The sequence below is a fragment of the Ancylomarina sp. genome (assembly GCF_041555295.1).
Classification (GTDB): Bacteria; Bacteroidota; Bacteroidia; order Bacteroidales; family Marinifilaceae; genus Ancylomarina.
In genome coordinates this window covers 1-16,477 of the sequence record NZ_JBFFKR010000012.1, presented here as the reverse complement: position 1 = coordinate 16,477, position 16,477 = coordinate 1, and the positions used below count along the sequence as shown (strand labels likewise).

General features: G+C 35.5%; 14 protein-coding genes. 9 read left to right on the top strand and 5 right to left on the bottom strand.

Translation table 11 applies throughout. The features are described 5' to 3' along the window. Positions 1–228: 228 nt before the first annotated feature. The 4 genes from porU (at position 229) to ABY905_RS02160 (ending at position 6,307) form a co-directional block, all read left to right on the top strand. Positions 229–4,017: a type IX secretion system sortase PorU gene (gene porU / locus ABY905_RS02175; protein WP_372639981.1), complete on the top strand. Its 3,789-nt coding sequence runs from the start codon at positions 229–231 to the stop codon at positions 4,015–4,017. Positions 4,018–4,076: 59 nt separating this feature from the next. After that, positions 4,077–5,246, top strand: a complete 1,170-nt coding sequence (gene porV / locus ABY905_RS02170) for a type IX secretion system outer membrane channel protein PorV (RefSeq protein WP_372639979.1) — start codon at positions 4,077–4,079, stop codon at positions 5,244–5,246. A gap of 122 nt (positions 5,247–5,368) precedes the next feature. Further along, the gene (gene ispF, locus ABY905_RS02165; RefSeq protein WP_372639977.1) at positions 5,369–5,848 is read left to right on the top strand and encodes a 2-C-methyl-D-erythritol 2,4-cyclodiphosphate synthase; all 480 of its coding nucleotides are present in this window, start codon (positions 5,369–5,371) and stop codon (positions 5,846–5,848) included. A gap of 99 nt (positions 5,849–5,947) precedes the next feature. Further along, positions 5,948–6,307 carry a CoA-binding protein gene (locus tag ABY905_RS02160; RefSeq protein ID WP_372639975.1) on the top strand — a complete coding sequence of 120 codons (360 nt, stop codon included), beginning with the start codon at positions 5,948–5,950 and terminating at the stop codon, positions 6,305–6,307. A 10-nt stretch (positions 6,308–6,317) separates the two neighbouring features. Here ABY905_RS02160 and ABY905_RS02155 read toward each other — a convergent pair whose 3' ends face one another. Further along, positions 6,318–6,641, bottom strand: coding sequence for a thioredoxin family protein (locus ABY905_RS02155; RefSeq protein ID WP_372639973.1), 324 nt, complete (start codon positions 6,639–6,641; stop codon positions 6,318–6,320). Positions 6,642–6,981: 340 nt separating this feature from the next. On the opposite strand from ABY905_RS02155, the gene ABY905_RS02150 reads away from it, so the two are divergent. The 4 genes from ABY905_RS02150 to ABY905_RS02135 all read left to right on the top strand — a co-directional run bounded on the left by ABY905_RS02150 (position 6,982) and on the right by ABY905_RS02135 (position 10,179). Then, entirely contained in the window at positions 6,982–7,572 is a 591-nt protein-coding gene (locus ABY905_RS02150) for a LemA family protein (RefSeq protein ID WP_372639971.1), read from the top strand. A gap of 182 nt (positions 7,573–7,754) precedes the next feature. Next, the gene (locus ABY905_RS02145) at positions 7,755–8,198 is read left to right on the top strand and encodes a TPM domain-containing protein (protein ID WP_372639969.1); all 444 of its coding nucleotides are present in this window, start codon (positions 7,755–7,757) and stop codon (positions 8,196–8,198) included. An 11-nt stretch (positions 8,199–8,209) separates the two neighbouring features. Next, positions 8,210–9,040 (top strand): YgcG family protein, encoded by an 831-nt coding sequence (locus ABY905_RS02140; RefSeq protein WP_372639966.1) that lies wholly within the window; start codon positions 8,210–8,212, stop codon positions 9,038–9,040. Between the two features lie 23 nt (positions 9,041–9,063). Continuing rightward, positions 9,064–10,179: a CapA family protein gene (locus ABY905_RS02135; protein WP_372639964.1), complete on the top strand. Its 1,116-nt coding sequence runs from the start codon at positions 9,064–9,066 to the stop codon at positions 10,177–10,179. Positions 10,180–10,257: 78 nt separating this feature from the next. Here the strand turns inward: ABY905_RS02135 and ABY905_RS02130 are convergent, their stop codons facing one another. The 4 genes from ABY905_RS02130 to ABY905_RS02115 all read right to left on the bottom strand — a co-directional run bounded on the left by ABY905_RS02130 (position 10,258) and on the right by ABY905_RS02115 (position 13,667). Continuing rightward, positions 10,258–11,097: a zinc ribbon domain-containing protein gene (locus ABY905_RS02130; protein WP_372639962.1), complete on the bottom strand. Its 840-nt coding sequence runs from the start codon at positions 11,095–11,097 to the stop codon at positions 10,258–10,260. Between the two features lie 4 nt (positions 11,098–11,101). After that, complete coding sequence (locus ABY905_RS02125; protein WP_372639960.1) at positions 11,102–12,196, bottom strand: Nif3-like dinuclear metal center hexameric protein; 1,095 nt, start codon at positions 12,194–12,196, stop codon at positions 11,102–11,104. A gap of 38 nt (positions 12,197–12,234) precedes the next feature. Then, a complete protein-coding gene (locus ABY905_RS02120) occupies positions 12,235–12,570 on the bottom strand; it encodes a MerR family transcriptional regulator (protein WP_372639958.1) in 336 nt (111 codons plus the stop codon). 128 nt (positions 12,571–12,698) lie between these two features. Further along, complete coding sequence (locus ABY905_RS02115) at positions 12,699–13,667, bottom strand: M23 family metallopeptidase (protein ID WP_372639956.1); 969 nt, start codon at positions 13,665–13,667, stop codon at positions 12,699–12,701. A 129-nt stretch (positions 13,668–13,796) separates the two neighbouring features. On the opposite strand from ABY905_RS02115, the gene alaS reads away from it, so the two are divergent. Next, positions 13,797–16,430, top strand: a complete 2,634-nt coding sequence (gene alaS, locus ABY905_RS02110) for an alanine--tRNA ligase (protein WP_372639954.1) — start codon at positions 13,797–13,799, stop codon at positions 16,428–16,430. Positions 16,431–16,477: the final 47 nt, after the last annotated feature.

Genomic DNA, 16,477 nt, shown 5'->3' with positions numbered 1-16,477 from the left:
TATAGAATTTTACTTTTTTATACATTTTATCAATCAACACTCAGTTTACCTAAATACTTATCCGAATTTTCAATCTAATATTAACTTAAATCAAAATGCCTTAGTATTCTAATTAGATATAGACTACCTCTCTGGATATAATATTATTTCTTCATCTAAATTATGAATATATTCACAGTCTATTTTCATTGATATTCTTTTACTAAACCAATTCAATTAAAATCAATAATGCGTAAGCTCCTTATACTTATATTATCACTAGCATCACAGTTCTGTTTTGCTCAAAACCAACAAGAATTTGAACTTAACTGGTCAGGTTCGGAAATTTTCACCTCTGAAGGCAAATCAATTAAAATACTCAGTTTCGAAGGTGCAAATACTGAAGCAAGCACAGACTTTCTACCTTATTTTTCTAAAAAAATAAAAATAGATAATAATCGTTCTAACTATTCTGTTGTACTAAACAATCCTATCTATATATCGCTTAATCAAGATGAAGTGGATCTAATAGCCCCCTCTCAAATCAAATCCAAATTTGATTTTCAACTAAGTAAAGCTGGAATCCGAAAACAAGAGTACTTGCTAGTTACTTTTCTCCCTATCAGAAGAAATCCATCAACAGGATTACTTGAAAAATTAAATAAGTTCGAAATCAAACTTATTTCACAATCTTCGGAACAAAAAACAAAAAGTATCACCAAAGCTACTTATGCAAGCAACTCAATATTATCAAATGGAAAATGGATTAAAATAAGTGTCGATTCAACGGCAATTCATAAGATAACCTACCAGCAACTTTTAGATATGGGTATAGAAAACCCAACAAACATTAGAGTATATGGTAGTGGTGGTGGCATGCTTCCTAAAATGAATAATGCTGTTAAAAGTGATGATCTTATATTGAATCACATTTATATGTACAAAGGTAACGATGGTATATTCAACTCGGGAGATTACATCTTATTTTATGCAAAAGGACCAAAATCTTGGCAATACGACGAAGATACCGATGAGTTTGTTCATGAAAATCATCACTACAGCAATACATCACATTATTTCTTGACATCCGATAAAACAGCCTCTCCATTAATTCAAAAAGTGAATAATGAGCAAAACCCTAATACTTCTGTCACGGATTTTGACTCCTATAGAGTTGTTGACCTAGATAAAAAGAATCTTCTACGATCAGGTCAATTGTGGTTTGGACATATATTCGATATCACAACATCTTATACTCTCCCATTTTATTTTAAAAACCTAAACACGAGTGAAAATATCAGTATCAACACTCATGTTGCTGGCCGTTCTTCTTCAAAAACAAAATTCATATTAAGCTCCGATAACAATTCCATAGGAGAAATTGCCATTCCATCGGTGCATACTGGCAGCTATACAGCCACATACGCCTCTCAAATAAGACAACGCTTTACAAATTTCAAAGCCACAAAAGATCAATTCAATATTAAAATTGAATATGAAAAAGGCTCTGCGTCATCAATTGGCTGGTTAGATTATATGCGATTAAATGCTCGATGTAAATTAATATTTGAAGGAGAACAACTCGCTTTTCGCGACAGCAAGACTGTGGATGCTGGCAATATTGTAAACTTTAAACTAAAAAATACAACCTCAAACACCATGGTTTGGGACGTAACTGATCCATCACAAGCAAAACAAATCGCAATAGAACTTGATGGAGATATTGCCAATATTAATATTAGCCAAGACGAACTGAAAGAGTTAATCGCTTTCGATTTTAATTCAGAATTTCCAAAACCAAAATTTGTAGAGAATGTCCAAAACCAAAACTTACATGGGTTATCTGCGAGTGATCTCATTATAGTGAGTCATCCTGATTTCTTAAACCACGCTAATCAGATTGCTGATTTTCACAAAACACATGATCAGCTTAGGGTTTCATTAGTCAATACTGAAAGTGTTTATAATGAGTTTTCCTCAGGAACCGTCGATGTAGCAGCAATTCGAAATTTCGTTAAGATGTTCTACGATAGAGCTTCAAATGAAGAAGATATACCTAAATACCTCCTGCTTTTTGGAGATGGTTCATACGACAATAAACTTGTTAGCCAAAGCAACACAAATAAAATCCCTACTTATCAATCAACCTATTCTCTCTCACCTACTCAATCATTTGTAACCGATGATTTCTTTGGTCTTCTCGACGATAATGAAGGTGATGCTTCAGGTTTGGTAGACATTGGGATTGGCCGTCTGCCAGTTAATTCTAAAGCAGAAGCTCAAATTGTAACGTCTAAAATCCTAAACTACAACAAAAATAAAAATCTAGGAAAATGGCAAACCGAGCTTTCATTTATTGGAGATGATGAAGACAATAACGTCCACATGCGCGATGCTAATAAACTTGCTGTGCAAGTTGAAAACAGTAATCCTGAATACAGAATTCATCGAATATTTTTAGATGACTTCACACAAGTAAGCACATCAGCTGGAGACAGATACCCTGAAGTAAATAGAAATATAGAAGATAACATCAACAAAGGAAACTTAATTGTCAACTATACGGGGCATGGTAATGAGAATGGCTTGGCTCATGAAAGAATCATGATGATTGAAGACATCGACTCTTGGAAAAATGAAAATCGCCTCCCCCTATTTATGACAGCTACCTGTGAATTCAGTCGGTTTGATCAATATCAAAAATTATCCGGTGGCGAAAGAATTCTCCTTAGAGACAATGGTGGTGGAATTGGATTATTCACAACAACACGCTTGGTATACTCAACGCCTAATTTCTTTTTAAATCAGAATTTCTATAATCATGTTTTCTCTAGGGACAGTAAAAAAGAGAACTTACGTCTAGGTGATATTATGCGACTCACAAAAAATGCGAGTGGTTCAAGTAACAACAAACGGAATTTCACCCTATTGGGAGACCCTGCCTTGAAACTAAATTATCCAAAAGAGAATATTACCACTCTTAAGCTTAACAATGTCGATATCAATCAAACCACTGATACACTTAAGGCTCTAAGCAAGATCACAATATCAGGACAACTTGAAGATAGAAATGCTCAAAATCTCAATCAATTTAATGGAACCCTTTACCCTACAGTTTTCGACAAATTTTCTGATAAAACCACATTAGGCAATGACGAAATTCCTTTTGAATACAAAGAGCAAAGAAATGCTCTTTATTCAGGTAAAGTAAGTATAAAGAATGGCGAATTCAGTTTTAGCTTTCTAGTACCAAAGGATATCAATTTTGAATATGGTAAAGGGAAAATTCAATACTACGCAAAGAGTAACAGCACCACTGCAAGCGGATATAGTGATAATATAATTGTAGGTGGGTCGGACATTAATAATATCGACGATAAAGTAGGTCCTGAAATTGAGCTCTATATGAATGACGAACAGTTTGTAAATGGGGGAACAACCAATGAATCTCCACTCCTACTTGCGATAGTTCAAGATTCAAGTGGGATAAATACACTGGGCACCAATTCGGGACATAACATTCTTGCTACAATAGATCAAAACAATGATAATAGCATCGAATTAAATGATCATTATCAAGCCCAACTAGATAGTTACCAGAAAGGTCAAATAACTTACCAACTTTCTAAGCTTGAAGAAGGAGAACATCAACTTAATCTGAAGGTCTGGGATAACGTGAATAACTCATCTGAAAGTCAAGTTGATTTTATTGTAGCACAGGATGCGAAATTAGCCATTAAACACCTCCTCAATTATCCGAATCCATTCACAACCAACACGGGATTCTATTTTGAACACAATCAAGCGAATGGTGAAATTGAAGTCTTAATTCAAATATTGACTGTTTCCGGTCGACTAGTTAAATCCATAGAAACTTCAATTAACTCCTCTGGTTTTAGAGTGGGGCCCATAAACTGGGATGGGAAAGATGATTTTGGAGACTCAATAGGCCGAGGCGTCTATTTTTATCGAGTTAAACTGAGAACTGAGGATGGAAAAACGGCAAATAAATTTCAAAAATTAGTCATCCTTAAATAATAAAAATAAGGAATTAGAGTTATTATAATATATTTGCAGATCGAATCAATTTCAACTTTATGAATATTCAAAAAATCTTATCTAGAGCACTTTGTATACTTGCTCTTTTTACTCTATTAAACAAAGCTAACGCCCAAGGAACATCAGTAACAGGAGCAAATTATATTTCAACGGCAGTTCCTTTTCTTTCTATCACACCTGACTCCCGAGCTGGTGGTATGGGAAATACAGGGGTTGCTACTAGTCCTGATCACAACTCTATGTTTTGGAATGCTGCAAAGTATAGCTTTACGAAAAGTGAAGCTGGTATTAGCGCTTCCTACACGCCTTGGTTAAGAGAAATAACAGATGACATGAGCTTATCCTATCTTTCAGGTTATTATAGCTTAGATAAATATCAAACTATAGCTGCATCCTTTAGATATTTTTCTCTTGGAGATATTTTCTTACAACAACAAGCAGATGATATCCCTATTAAAAAAAGTCCTTACGAATTATCTATTGATGTTGCTTACTCACGCCGCTTAGGAGACAATTTTTCTGGAGCAATCGCTTTCCGATATATCTTTTCAGATATTTCACAAGGAGGTTACGATAATCTATCTAAAACGGCCAACGCTTTTGCTGCTGATTTATCTGTTTATCATCGAAAAGAATATGGTTCTTCACATAACCCATCAGTCTGGTCATGGGGGGTAAATATTTCTAATATTGGGTCTAAAATAAGTTATTCTGATGATAGTGAAAAAGAATTTATTCCTACAAATTTGAGAATTGGTTCGACTTATAAGCACCAGATTGATCAATACAATTCTATTACTGTTTCGGTTGATATGAATAAGTTAATGGTTCCAAGCTCATCTGGAAGAAAAATTGAAGAAAATGATGAGAACCTATCTTCAAATATAAATGACAAGAGTGTGATGTCTGGTATTTTCAGTTCATTCTCTGATGCTCCAAATGGTATGAGTGAGGAGTTTAAAGAAATAACCTGGAGCTTAGGTTTGGAGTATTGGTATCAAAATCAATTTGCCGTTCGTACGGGATATTTTCACGAAAATGAGGATAAAGGAAATCGTAAGTTCTACACAGCTGGTGTTGGTGTTAAACTTAGTATGTTCGATCTTGATTTTTCATATTTAATCCCATCAAGTCAAAATAACCCACTTCAAAACACATTGCGTGTTTCAATTTCTGCTAATCTGGATTTAAAATCGAATAGAAGATAAACTAAAAAAATATATAACTTTAAAATCCTCATTTCACGTGAGGATTTTTTTGTGCAAATTCATTTCAACACGGCTTAGTCAACTTAAAACCTATGCAGTAAGTCATGATAAAAATATAAACAATGAAAATTAGAGTAGGATTCGGGTACGATGTTCACCAATTAGCAGAGGGTGAAGAATTTTGGTTAGGTGGCATTCAATTAGACCATCATAAAGGAAGTGTTGGACACTCAGATGGTGATGTTTTAATTCATGCAATTTGCGACGCCTTATTGGGCGCCGCCAACATGCGAGATATTGGTTACCATTTTCCAGACACATCAGCTGAACTAAAAGGAATTGACAGTAAAATATTGCTAAAGAAAACTGTTGAGATAATTGCAGAAAAAGGTTTTACCATCGGTAATATCGATTCAACAATTGCTTTGCAAAAACCAAAAATCAATCCACATATTCTGGAAATGCAGAAAACGCTCTCAGAAGTTATGGGAATAGATCTTGAAGACTTAGCTATAAAAGCTACAACAACCGAAAAATTAGGCTTTGAAGGCACCGAAGATGGTGTTTCAGCCTATGCAACTGTCCTCGTTGAGAAAAAATAGTGGATTGAATTTCAAATAAATCACAATTACATTTTTCGACTTATGCTAAATATTTTGTATATTCAACTAGAAACAAAATATTAACTATAAGCTTCCAAAATGAAAACAACTCTGGTTATTGGCGCAAGTACTAATATTGAACGCTATTCAAACAAATGTATCAAACTACTAAAAGAGCATAAAATAAAGACTTATGCAATTGGTAATAAGGAAGGGACTGCTTACACTGTAAATATTGAAACTGGATTTCCTCATTATACTGATATTAATACAGTCGCAATTTATGTTTCTCCGAAAAACCAAAAAAGTTATTACGATTATTTAATCAGTTTAAAACCTCAACGCATATTATTCCCTCCTGGAACAGAGAATCCAGAATTTGAGATAAAAGCTCGTGCCAATGGTATCATCACTGAACAAGCATGCCCATTAGTCATGCTAAATGTAGGAACCTATTAAATCACCAAATTCAAAACATTAATTTATAAGGTCGAGCCAAGCTCTCATATAACTCCTGTAAGCTGATAGAACGTGATCTTCTTAGATATTCCTGTCCATTCAAATAAACAATAAAACTAGGATTTGTATAAAATCCCATTTGAGCAGCTATTTCAGGATAGACAGCTACATCTACTTTATAAGTTTGAATTTCAGGGTAATAATCCTTCATCAAACTCATTATTTTTGGTTTTAGCACTTGACATACGCCACAATTTGGTGATGAGAAATAGATGCAGAAGGAAACTTCTTGTTTTCTCAGTTTTTCAATTTCAGTTAAAGATTGAATTCGCATATTGCAAGATTATAAAAAAGGGAGATTCAGTTCTCCCTTTTATATTTGGGCTATTTTCAATAATAGCTGACCCAAAATTACAATTTTGAAACAATTATCCTATCCCTTAGTATTTGTAATAGAATAAAACAATTAATGCATTAAAGTACAGATTCAATTCTGCCAGCCTGTCATTTCAACTACCCTTTTTGTCTACTTATCCACATAGGCATACATTTTGCCGAATATCTCGTAATTTTATATCTATCTCATAGAAATAATGTAGATTCATATCGTCATTATCAACAAATGAATCCGTCTAAAATTCGAACTAATAATTTCAAAAACAAATACAAAACACATGAAGAAATCAGTCATTATCCTTATTATTATAGCTGTACTTGCTATCTGGGGAATTAGTAAATCTGTCGGTTTTAAGAATAATATGGTTACCATGGACGAGAACGTGAATGGTCAATGGGCACAAGTTGAAAATGTTTATCAACGCCGTGCAGATTTAATTCCTAATCTGGTAAATACTGTAAAAGGCTATGCTGAACATGAGAAAGAAACCCTTACGGGTGTAATTGAAGCGCGTGCAAAAGCTACTTCTATAAACATTACTCCTGGTAACATGAATGCCGCTAGCATGAAGCAGTTTCAGTCTGCTCAAGATGGATTAGGTTCTGCCTTATCTCGTTTAATGGTTAGTGTTGAACGCTACCCTGAGCTTAAAGCTAATCAGAATTTCATGAACCTTCAAGCTCAATTGGAAGGAACAGAAAATCGTATCACTGTGGAGCGTAAGAAATTCAACGAATCTGCAAAGCAGTACAATATCTACATTCAGAAATTTCCAAATTCTCTTTTTGCAGGATTCTATAATTACGAAAAGAAAGCTTATTTTGAAGCAACTAAAGGTTCAGAAAAGGTTCCTGAAGTCAAATTTTAAGATTCAAAATAGTTAGAGCCAAAACTAAGAGAATTGATAACTTTTAGCTCTCAATTCTCTTAGAAAAACATCCAAATCAAAATATTAATAATATGTAACGAGCAACGGAAGATGTTTCTACAATACAGAAATAAGAACTCTTATGGCGACTTCCATCTTATCAAAATTTAAAATAATAACAGATGAAATCAGCTACTGATTTTTTTAGTAAAGAAGAGCAAATAGCGATAAAACAAGCCATTGCTGAAGCCGAAACGAATACCTCAGGTGAAATTCGTATTCACGTCGAGAACAATTGCCCCGATGATGTTATGGATAGAGCCGCTTTCCTTTTTTCAAAATTAGAAATGCACAAAACTGAGTTGAGAAACGGCGTTCTTTTTTATCTCGCCATTCGCGATCATAAATTTGCAATTTTAGGCGATGCTGGTATCAATGCTAAGGTTCCGGAATCATTTTGGAATCATACCAAAGAAGAAATACTGGGCTACTTTAAACAAGGAGAGTTTGCCACAGGACTTTCAGAAGGTATAAAGATGGCTGGACTACAATTAAAAACTCATTTCCCTTATCAAGCTGATGATGTGAACGAGTTAAGTGATGAAATCTCATTTGGAGATAACTAAAAATTAAAGCAATGAGATATTTTAAACAACTATTAATAATACTAGCTTTAGCTCTTTCAAGTTTTTCTCAAGCACAAGCACAAGACATTCCTACTCGACCTAAGCAACAAGTATTGGTTAACGATTTCGCCAATGTTCTTACAAAATCGGAATCAAATGCTTTAGAGAAAAAATTGCTCGATTTTTATGCCAACACAGGTAATCAAATCACTTTAGTGACTGTTAAAAGTCTGAATGGATCTGATGCTTCAAGTTTTGCATATGAGATAGGCGAAAAGTGGCAAGTTGGAAAAAAAGGTTTTGACAATGGGATTGTGATTCTTTTCAAACCCAAATCTTCAGGAAGCAGAGGACAAGTCTTTATTGCAACAGGTTATGGCCTCGAAGGAGCTATACCTGACGCTACAGCGAAAGAAATTGTGAGTAATGAGATGATTCCTTATTTCAAACAAGGACAAATCTATGAAGGAATCAATCAGGCTAGTTCTGTATTAATGGGCTTGGCTAAAGGTGAATTCAATCACCAGCAATATGCAAAGCAACGTTCGCGCTCTGGTAAAGGTGGCTCATTTGGATTTTTAATTCCTCTTTTTATCATCCTTATCTTTTCATTTATAGGACGCTCCCGCTCTCGTGGACATCATACCATGGGCAGTACAGGAAGTAGTCTTCCATTTTGGATGCTACTTGGTCTGATGGGTTCTGGTTCACGATCACATGGCAGTTCTTTCAACGATTTTTCTTCAGGATCTGGAGGATTTGGAGGAGGAAGTAGCTTTGGTGGGTTCGGAGGCTTTGGTGGTGGAAGCTTTGGTGGCGGTGGCGCTGGTGGATCTTGGTAATTAAACGATTAATACACATGTCTATGAGACTGCATTTAGTTCATATCATATCAATATTATTTGTGAGTCAATCAGCCCTCATAGCACAAGAGGCTATTGATACAATTACTTTACAAGATAGTATCATCGTAACCCCTGACACGATTCAAAAACAAATTGACGAAAAACTAGTCAGTATTATCGGTGTTGGGGATATCATGCTAGGAACTAATTTTCCTCATCCCAAGTATATGCCTCCACAAAATGGGGATAGTCTGATGAAAGGGCTATATCCATTTCTAAGTGATGCAAGTATTAGTTTTGGTAATTTAGAAGGTGCTTATTCTGATTCATTACCCATTACAAAAAGATGTCAGGATACTGCTAATTGCTATGCTTTTCGAAGTCCTAATTTTCTCTTCAAGCATATTGCTGATGCTGGATTTGATGTTCTAAGCATGGCTAATAACCATTCGGGTGATTTAGGTGTTCCTGGTAGGTTAAATACCATTGAACAGATTGAAAAGGCTGGTTTAAGCCATGTTGGCTTATTAGAATATCCTAGTATTGTTATTGAACGAGATAGCGTTAAATTTGGGTTTTGTGCCTTTGCTCCCATTAGAGGAACCTGTGATATTAATGATACAGAAGAAGCTATACGTATTGTAGAATCTCTGAACGATAGATGTGATGTAACGGTCGTTTCTTTTCATGGTGGAGCTGAAGGATCGAAATACGAAAATCTGACCAGAGAACGAGAAATGTTTTTGGGTGAAGACAGAGGTAATGTGTATGAATTTGCTCGAAAAATGATTGATGCTGGTGCAGATGTCATCTTAGGTCATGGACCACATGTTTTAAGAGCTGTTGATCTGTACAAAGATCGTTTCATCATCTACAGCTTGGGGAATTTCTGTACTTATAGTCGTATGAAAGTATCAGGCATCAATGGGTTAGCTCCTATATTGAAAGTATTTACGAACAAAAAAGGAGAATTTAAAAAGGCTGAAGTTATTTCGTGTAAACAAATTAAAGGTTTAGGTACACGAATAGACAAACTAAATAAGGCTGCTTTAAAACTGAAGGAATTAACTCTAAGTGATATTCCTGAAGCTAAATTAAAGATTAGTACAGAGGGTATAATTACACCAACAAACTAAATCGTTTTCAATTCGAAAAATCCAGCATACAAAAAAGGCCGTCGAAACTCGACGGCCTTTGTAATATCTATAGTAGAACTATTCTTTTGTTTTGCGAGTTCTTCTTTTTGGCTTAGCATCAGCTTCTTCAACATCAGCTTTTTCTAGACTACTATCGTAATCAACGATATAACGGTCAACCAAAACACGGCCACAATATTCACAAACGATAATCTTCTTACGAGTACGAATATCCATCTGACGTTGAGGTGGAATCTTGTTAAAACAACCGCCACAAGCATCACGCTCTACAGTTACTACTGCAAGACCATTACGAGCATTACTACGAATACGAGTATAAGCATTAATCAAACGCTCCTCAATTTTGGTTTTGTATTCAGCTGATTTACCATTCAACCTGTCTTCTTCAAGTTGAGTTTCTGAAACAATTGCGTCTAATTCACTTTTCTTAGCCTCAAGGTCCATTTTTTTATCAGCTAAAACAGCATTTGATTTTTCAATCTGAATTTTCTTGCCAGAAACCTCTACGGTGAATTCTTTAATACGCTTCTCACATAACTCAATTTCAAGTTTTTGAAATTCAATTTCTTTAGAGATAGAGTCAAATTCACGATTATTTCGAACGTTAGACTGTTGAGCCTCGTACTTTTTAATCAACAAATCAGCTTCTTTTATCTCTTGTTTCTTCTTAGTGATAGTATCACCAAGCACACTTACTTCAGTGTTAAGATTATTAATCCTGGTGTCAAGCCCCACAATTTCATCTTCCAAATCCTGAACTTCTAAAGGAAGTTCTCCTCTTAGCGTTTTTATTCTGTCAACCTCAGCATCAATACTTTGCATTTCGTACAGTGCACGCAATTTTTCTTCAACTGAAATATCCTTTAAATCTGCAGCTTTTGGATTTTGTGTAGTCATATGTTTACAAATAATTTATTGGATTCGAATTTATCTCTGAGATACGAACCGCAAAGTTAGGGAATTTTTTTGTAACTATCTCATAAAAAATTTCTCTAGTAAACTGTTCACTTTCATAATGTCCGATATCAGCAATAATTATCTTTCCTTCGGCATCAAAAAATTCGTGATATTTAAAATCTCCACTGATATAAATATCAGCTTTGGATGCCATAGCTTTTCTTAGTAAGAAACTTCCACTGCCACCACAAAGTGCTACTTTCCTAATTGTATTCTTTATAATAGGTGTGTGTCGTATAGCTCCACAATGGAATAAATCTTTAAGTTTTTTCAAAAACTCCAGACTATCCATTGGCTTCTCTAATTCACCAATCATGCCCAAACCAACTTGAGGATTTTTATTCTCTAAAGAGTATATATCATAGGCAACTTCCTCATAAGGATGAGAACGGAATAAAGCTCTTACTATTGTCCCTTGTAAGTGCTTAGGAAAAATTGTTTCAATTCGTGTCTCTGCTTCATAATGTAACTCACCTTGCTTACCAGCATAAGGTGTCGCAGTCTCATTGGCTTTAAAGGTGCCTTCTCCTTTTGAATTGAAGCTACAAGAATCGTAATTCCCTGTCTGTCCTGCCCCAGCTTCAAACAACGACTTACGAACCTCTTCTGCTTTATCAGATGGCACATAAGTCACTAATTTCTTCAAATCTTCACTTACTGGATCTAAAACCTTACGATTTACTAAGCCCAACACATCACACATTTTATCACTAACTCCCCCTTTTACAGAATCCAAATTAGTGTGAGCCGCATAAATGGCAATATTATTTTGAATGGCTAACATCACTGTGCGTTCCACATAGTTATTACCATTGAATCGTTTCAACCCTTTAAAAACAATTGGGTGATGTGATATAATCAGATTTAATCCTTTTTCAATAGCTTCCTCTACAACTTCCTCTACAACATCCAAGCATATTAATGCTCCAGTAATCTCCAAATCAGATCTTCCAACAATTAAACCTGCATTGTCATAGGACTCCTGATAAGATAAGGGTGCTATTTCTTCTATCGCAGCTACTATATCTTTTACTTTCAATTCTAAAATTTTAAGGGTTATATTCCTGATTCGGAATTCTAGATCATTTCTTTCATCTCAAGAAGGAGAGTCTTAATATCCTGAAGTCTTGACACAACATCAAAATTATTTTGAGTATCCGCTTTATTTTCCTTCAACTTCTGCTTAGCACCACTAAGAGTCATCCCTCTTTCTTTTACAAGATGATAAATTAAATGGAAATTATCGATATCAGCCTTTGTAAAAAAACGATTCCCTTTTTTGTTCTTCTTCGGTTTTATAATATCAAACTCCTTCTCCCAATATCGGATATGAGATGTATTCACCGAAAACATTTCGGCAACTTCTCCAATGGAGTAGTAGAGTTTTTCTATTTTCGTTTCGCGATATGGCACAGCAGACTCTTTTTCAAACAGAATAACAGGAGCTTAAATTATAAGCTTAGACTAAATTAACAAAAAAGTGACACGAAGTTAAATTTTTCGTGCCACTTTTTATGTTTGCCAGTATCTTTTTGGTGAAACTAGTCCATTGTTTGACCAGTGTTCGCAGCGAAGGCAACCATACGATCGTATTCGTCTGCAGTTAGGTCATTAAAATAATAATTAATAGGATTTAAAGTCTGACCTGATTTTCTAATTTCATAGTGTAAATGAGGTCCAGTCGATTTTCCAGTATTACCCAAAAATGCAATGACTTCTCCTCGCTTTACTTTTTGTCCACGCTTCACATTGTAACCATTTAAATGAGCATAAAGCGTTGTGTACCCATAACCATGATCCAAAATAACTGTTTTCCCATATCCTCTTAAGGTTCCAACCTTCTTTACAACTGCATCGCCTGTGGCATAAAGAGGGGTTCCTGATTTACCTGTAAAGTCCATTCCATCATGAAACTTACGAGTTTTATAAATCGGATGAACACGCCAGCCGTAGCCTGCAGAAATTCGATTAAAATCTTTGATGGCAATTGGCATAATAGCCGGAATCGCTGCTAAGAGTTTAAACTTGTTATTAACCATGATCTCCACCTCATCATACGACTTAGTTTGAACGTAAATGGATTTTGATAATTGATCAAGTTTTTTTGCCGTTGAAATAACAAGATCAGCATTCTCTAAATTCTCTAAATTTTCGTAGCGATTAACCCCACCAAAACCTGCTTTCCTGATATTATTATGAATAGGTTCTGCTTCGAAAATCACTCGATAAATATTGTCATCTCGTTGCTCAAGGTCACCCAAAACAACACGTGCTTTATTGAATTCGTTATTTAATCTTTCGTAATGAGAGAGTAATTCCTGATTCTCACGTTCTAGCGAACGCTCCTTTGGAGAACCGAAATAATTGAAGAGAATGGCCACCATAATAACCGCAAGGACTAAACTCGAAGCTATATGTTTTAGAAAGCCTAATGCTCGAGTCTTAAAGCTTACTTCAACTTCTTCGTAACTAATAGACTCAGGATTAAACTGATATTTGGTTTTTGCCATAGGTTAATATTCAATTTATTTTTTCAGAAAAACATACATTTTTCTTCACGCATGTGAGCAAAATTAAGGAAATAATCTAACTTTGCAAGCTAAGTATCAAAATCACATTGATTTAAAACATAATACAATATGAATTCTAGCGAAATCAGACAAACCTTTTTGGATTTCTTTGAATCCAAACAACATAAAATTGAATCATCAGCAGCAATGGTGATTAAAGATGACCCTACATTAATGTTCACAAATGCTGGTATGAACCAGTTTAAGGATGTTTTTCTGGGCAACTCACCAATCAAATATAAAAGAATTACCAACTCTCAAAAATGTTTGAGAGTATCAGGTAAGCATAACGATTTGGAAGAGGTAGGTCACGATACCTATCACCATACCATGTTCGAGATGTTAGGAAACTGGTCTTTTGGTGACTACTTTAAAAAGGAAGCCATTGATTGGGCATGGGAACTTTTGGTAGATGTTTTAAAACTTCCTACTGATCGTTTATACGCTAGTGTATTCGAAGGTAGCGAAGAAGACAAAATGGAGCGTGACAATGAAGCTGCAGGTTATTGGGAGAAATACCTTCCAGTAAGTCATATCATCAATGGAAACAAGAAGGATAATTTCTGGGAAATGGGTGATGTAGGTCCTTGTGGTCCTTGCTCTGAGATTCATATCGACCTTAGATCCGAAGACGAAAGAAAACTTATTGATGGTCGTGACCTTATTAATATGGATCACCCACAGGTTGTTGAAATATGGAACTTAGTGTTCATGCAATTCAACCGCAAGGCTGATGGTTCTCTAGAAGCACTTCCTCATCAGCATGTTGATACAGGAATGGGATTCGAGCGTCTTTGTATGGCTATACAAAATAAGCAATCGAATTATGATACTGATGTTTTCCAGCCAATTATTCAAACCATTGCTAAAATGTGTGGTAAGACTTATGGCGAAAATGAAGAGGTTGATATCGCTTTGCGAGTTATTGCTGATCATATCAGAACCATTTCATTTGCGATTACTGATGGTCAGTTACCATCGAATAATAAAGCTGGATATGTGATTCGCCGAATTCTTCGACGTGCAGTTCGTTATGGCTACACTTTCCTTGATTTGAAAGATCCTTTCATGTACAGATTGGTTGAAGTTCTTATCGAGGTTATGGGTAAGCATTTCCCAGAATTGATTAAGCAACAAGGTTTGATCGAGAAAGTAGTGAAAGAGGAAGAGAATTCTTTCTTAAGAACACTTGCTAACGGTATCAAATTACTTGATCAGATTATTGAAAAAACAAAAGCTGACGACTTTAAAGTCGTTCAAGGTAAAGTTGCTTTTGAACTTTACGATACATATGGTTTCCCATTAGACTTAACTGAGTTGATTCTTAAAGAGAACAATCTGGTTGTAAATAGAAGAGAATTCAATGAGGCGATGGAAGCTCAGAAGAATCGTTCTCGTTCAGCTACAGCAATGGAAACTGGCGATTGGATTGAGATTCTAAAAGACGATAAAGAAGAGTTTGTTGGTTACGATTACCTATCGACTGACGTAAAAATTACGCGTTATCGTAAGATGAATATCAAAGGGAAAGATTTATTCCAATTGGTATTCAATATCACTCCTTTCTATGGCGAAAGTGGTGGACAAGTTGGTGACACGGGTTATATCGAAGCCAATGGCGAGAAGATATCTATTGTTGACACCAAAAAGGAAACGGGATTGATCATCCATATCACTGATGAATTGCCTAGTGATCCGACTCTAACTTTTAAAGCCGTTGTAAATGCTGAGAAACGTCAATTAATTGCAAATAATCATACGGCTACTCACTTACTGCATGCAGCACTTCGCGAAGTATTGGGCGATCATGTTGAGCAAAAAGGTTCTTTGGTTAATCCTGATCATTTGCGTTTCGACTTCGCTCACTTCCAAAAATTGACCGAAGAGGAAATTGCGAAGGTCGAAGAAATCGTGAATCGGAAGATTCGTGAGAATGCAACTTGCGAGATTAAAAATGGTATTCCTATGCAGGAAGCTGTCGATTTGGGCGCTATGGCACTATTCGGTGAAAAATATGGTGACTTAGTTCGTGTTGTGAAATTAAACGAGTCAGTTGAGCTTTGTGGTGGTACTCACGTTAAGGCTACTGGTCAGATCGGTTTATTTAAACTAACTTCTGAGGGAGCAATTTCTGCAGGTGTTCGTCGTATCGAAGCGATTACAGCTGATAAAGCTGAAAAGTATATCAACGATAAGCTAAACACACTTAAAGAGATTGAGCGTACTTTTAAGTCGAATCAAAATCTTCTTAAAAATATCGAAGCCCTTATTTCGGAAAACTCTGAAATGAAAAAAGGCCTTGAAGCTTTCCAAAAGGATCAGCTAAAGCTTGTAAAGAATGCTTTAAAGTCTGAAATATCTGAAACCAAAGGCGTGAATTTCATCAGTAAAAAGATGAATGTAAAATCTGCTGCTGATATTAAGGACATTGCTTTCTCTCTAAAAGCTGAAGTTGAAAACCTAGTGTTTATTGCTGGTGCTGATCTTGGTGGGAAAGCTAACCTGACTATCATATTCTCTGACAACTTGGTTAAAGAGTACGATTTGAATGCTGGTGCAATTGTTCGTGAAGCAGCTAAGGAGATTAAAGGTGGCGGCGGTGGCCAGGCATTCTTTGCTTCTGCTGGTGGAAAAGATCCTCAAGGTATCGATGCGGCTATCAGTACAGCTAAGAAAATGATTCTACACAAAATTGAAGGCTAAACTAAGCTTACAGTTTTAGAAATATAAAAAGCGACTACCTAATGGTG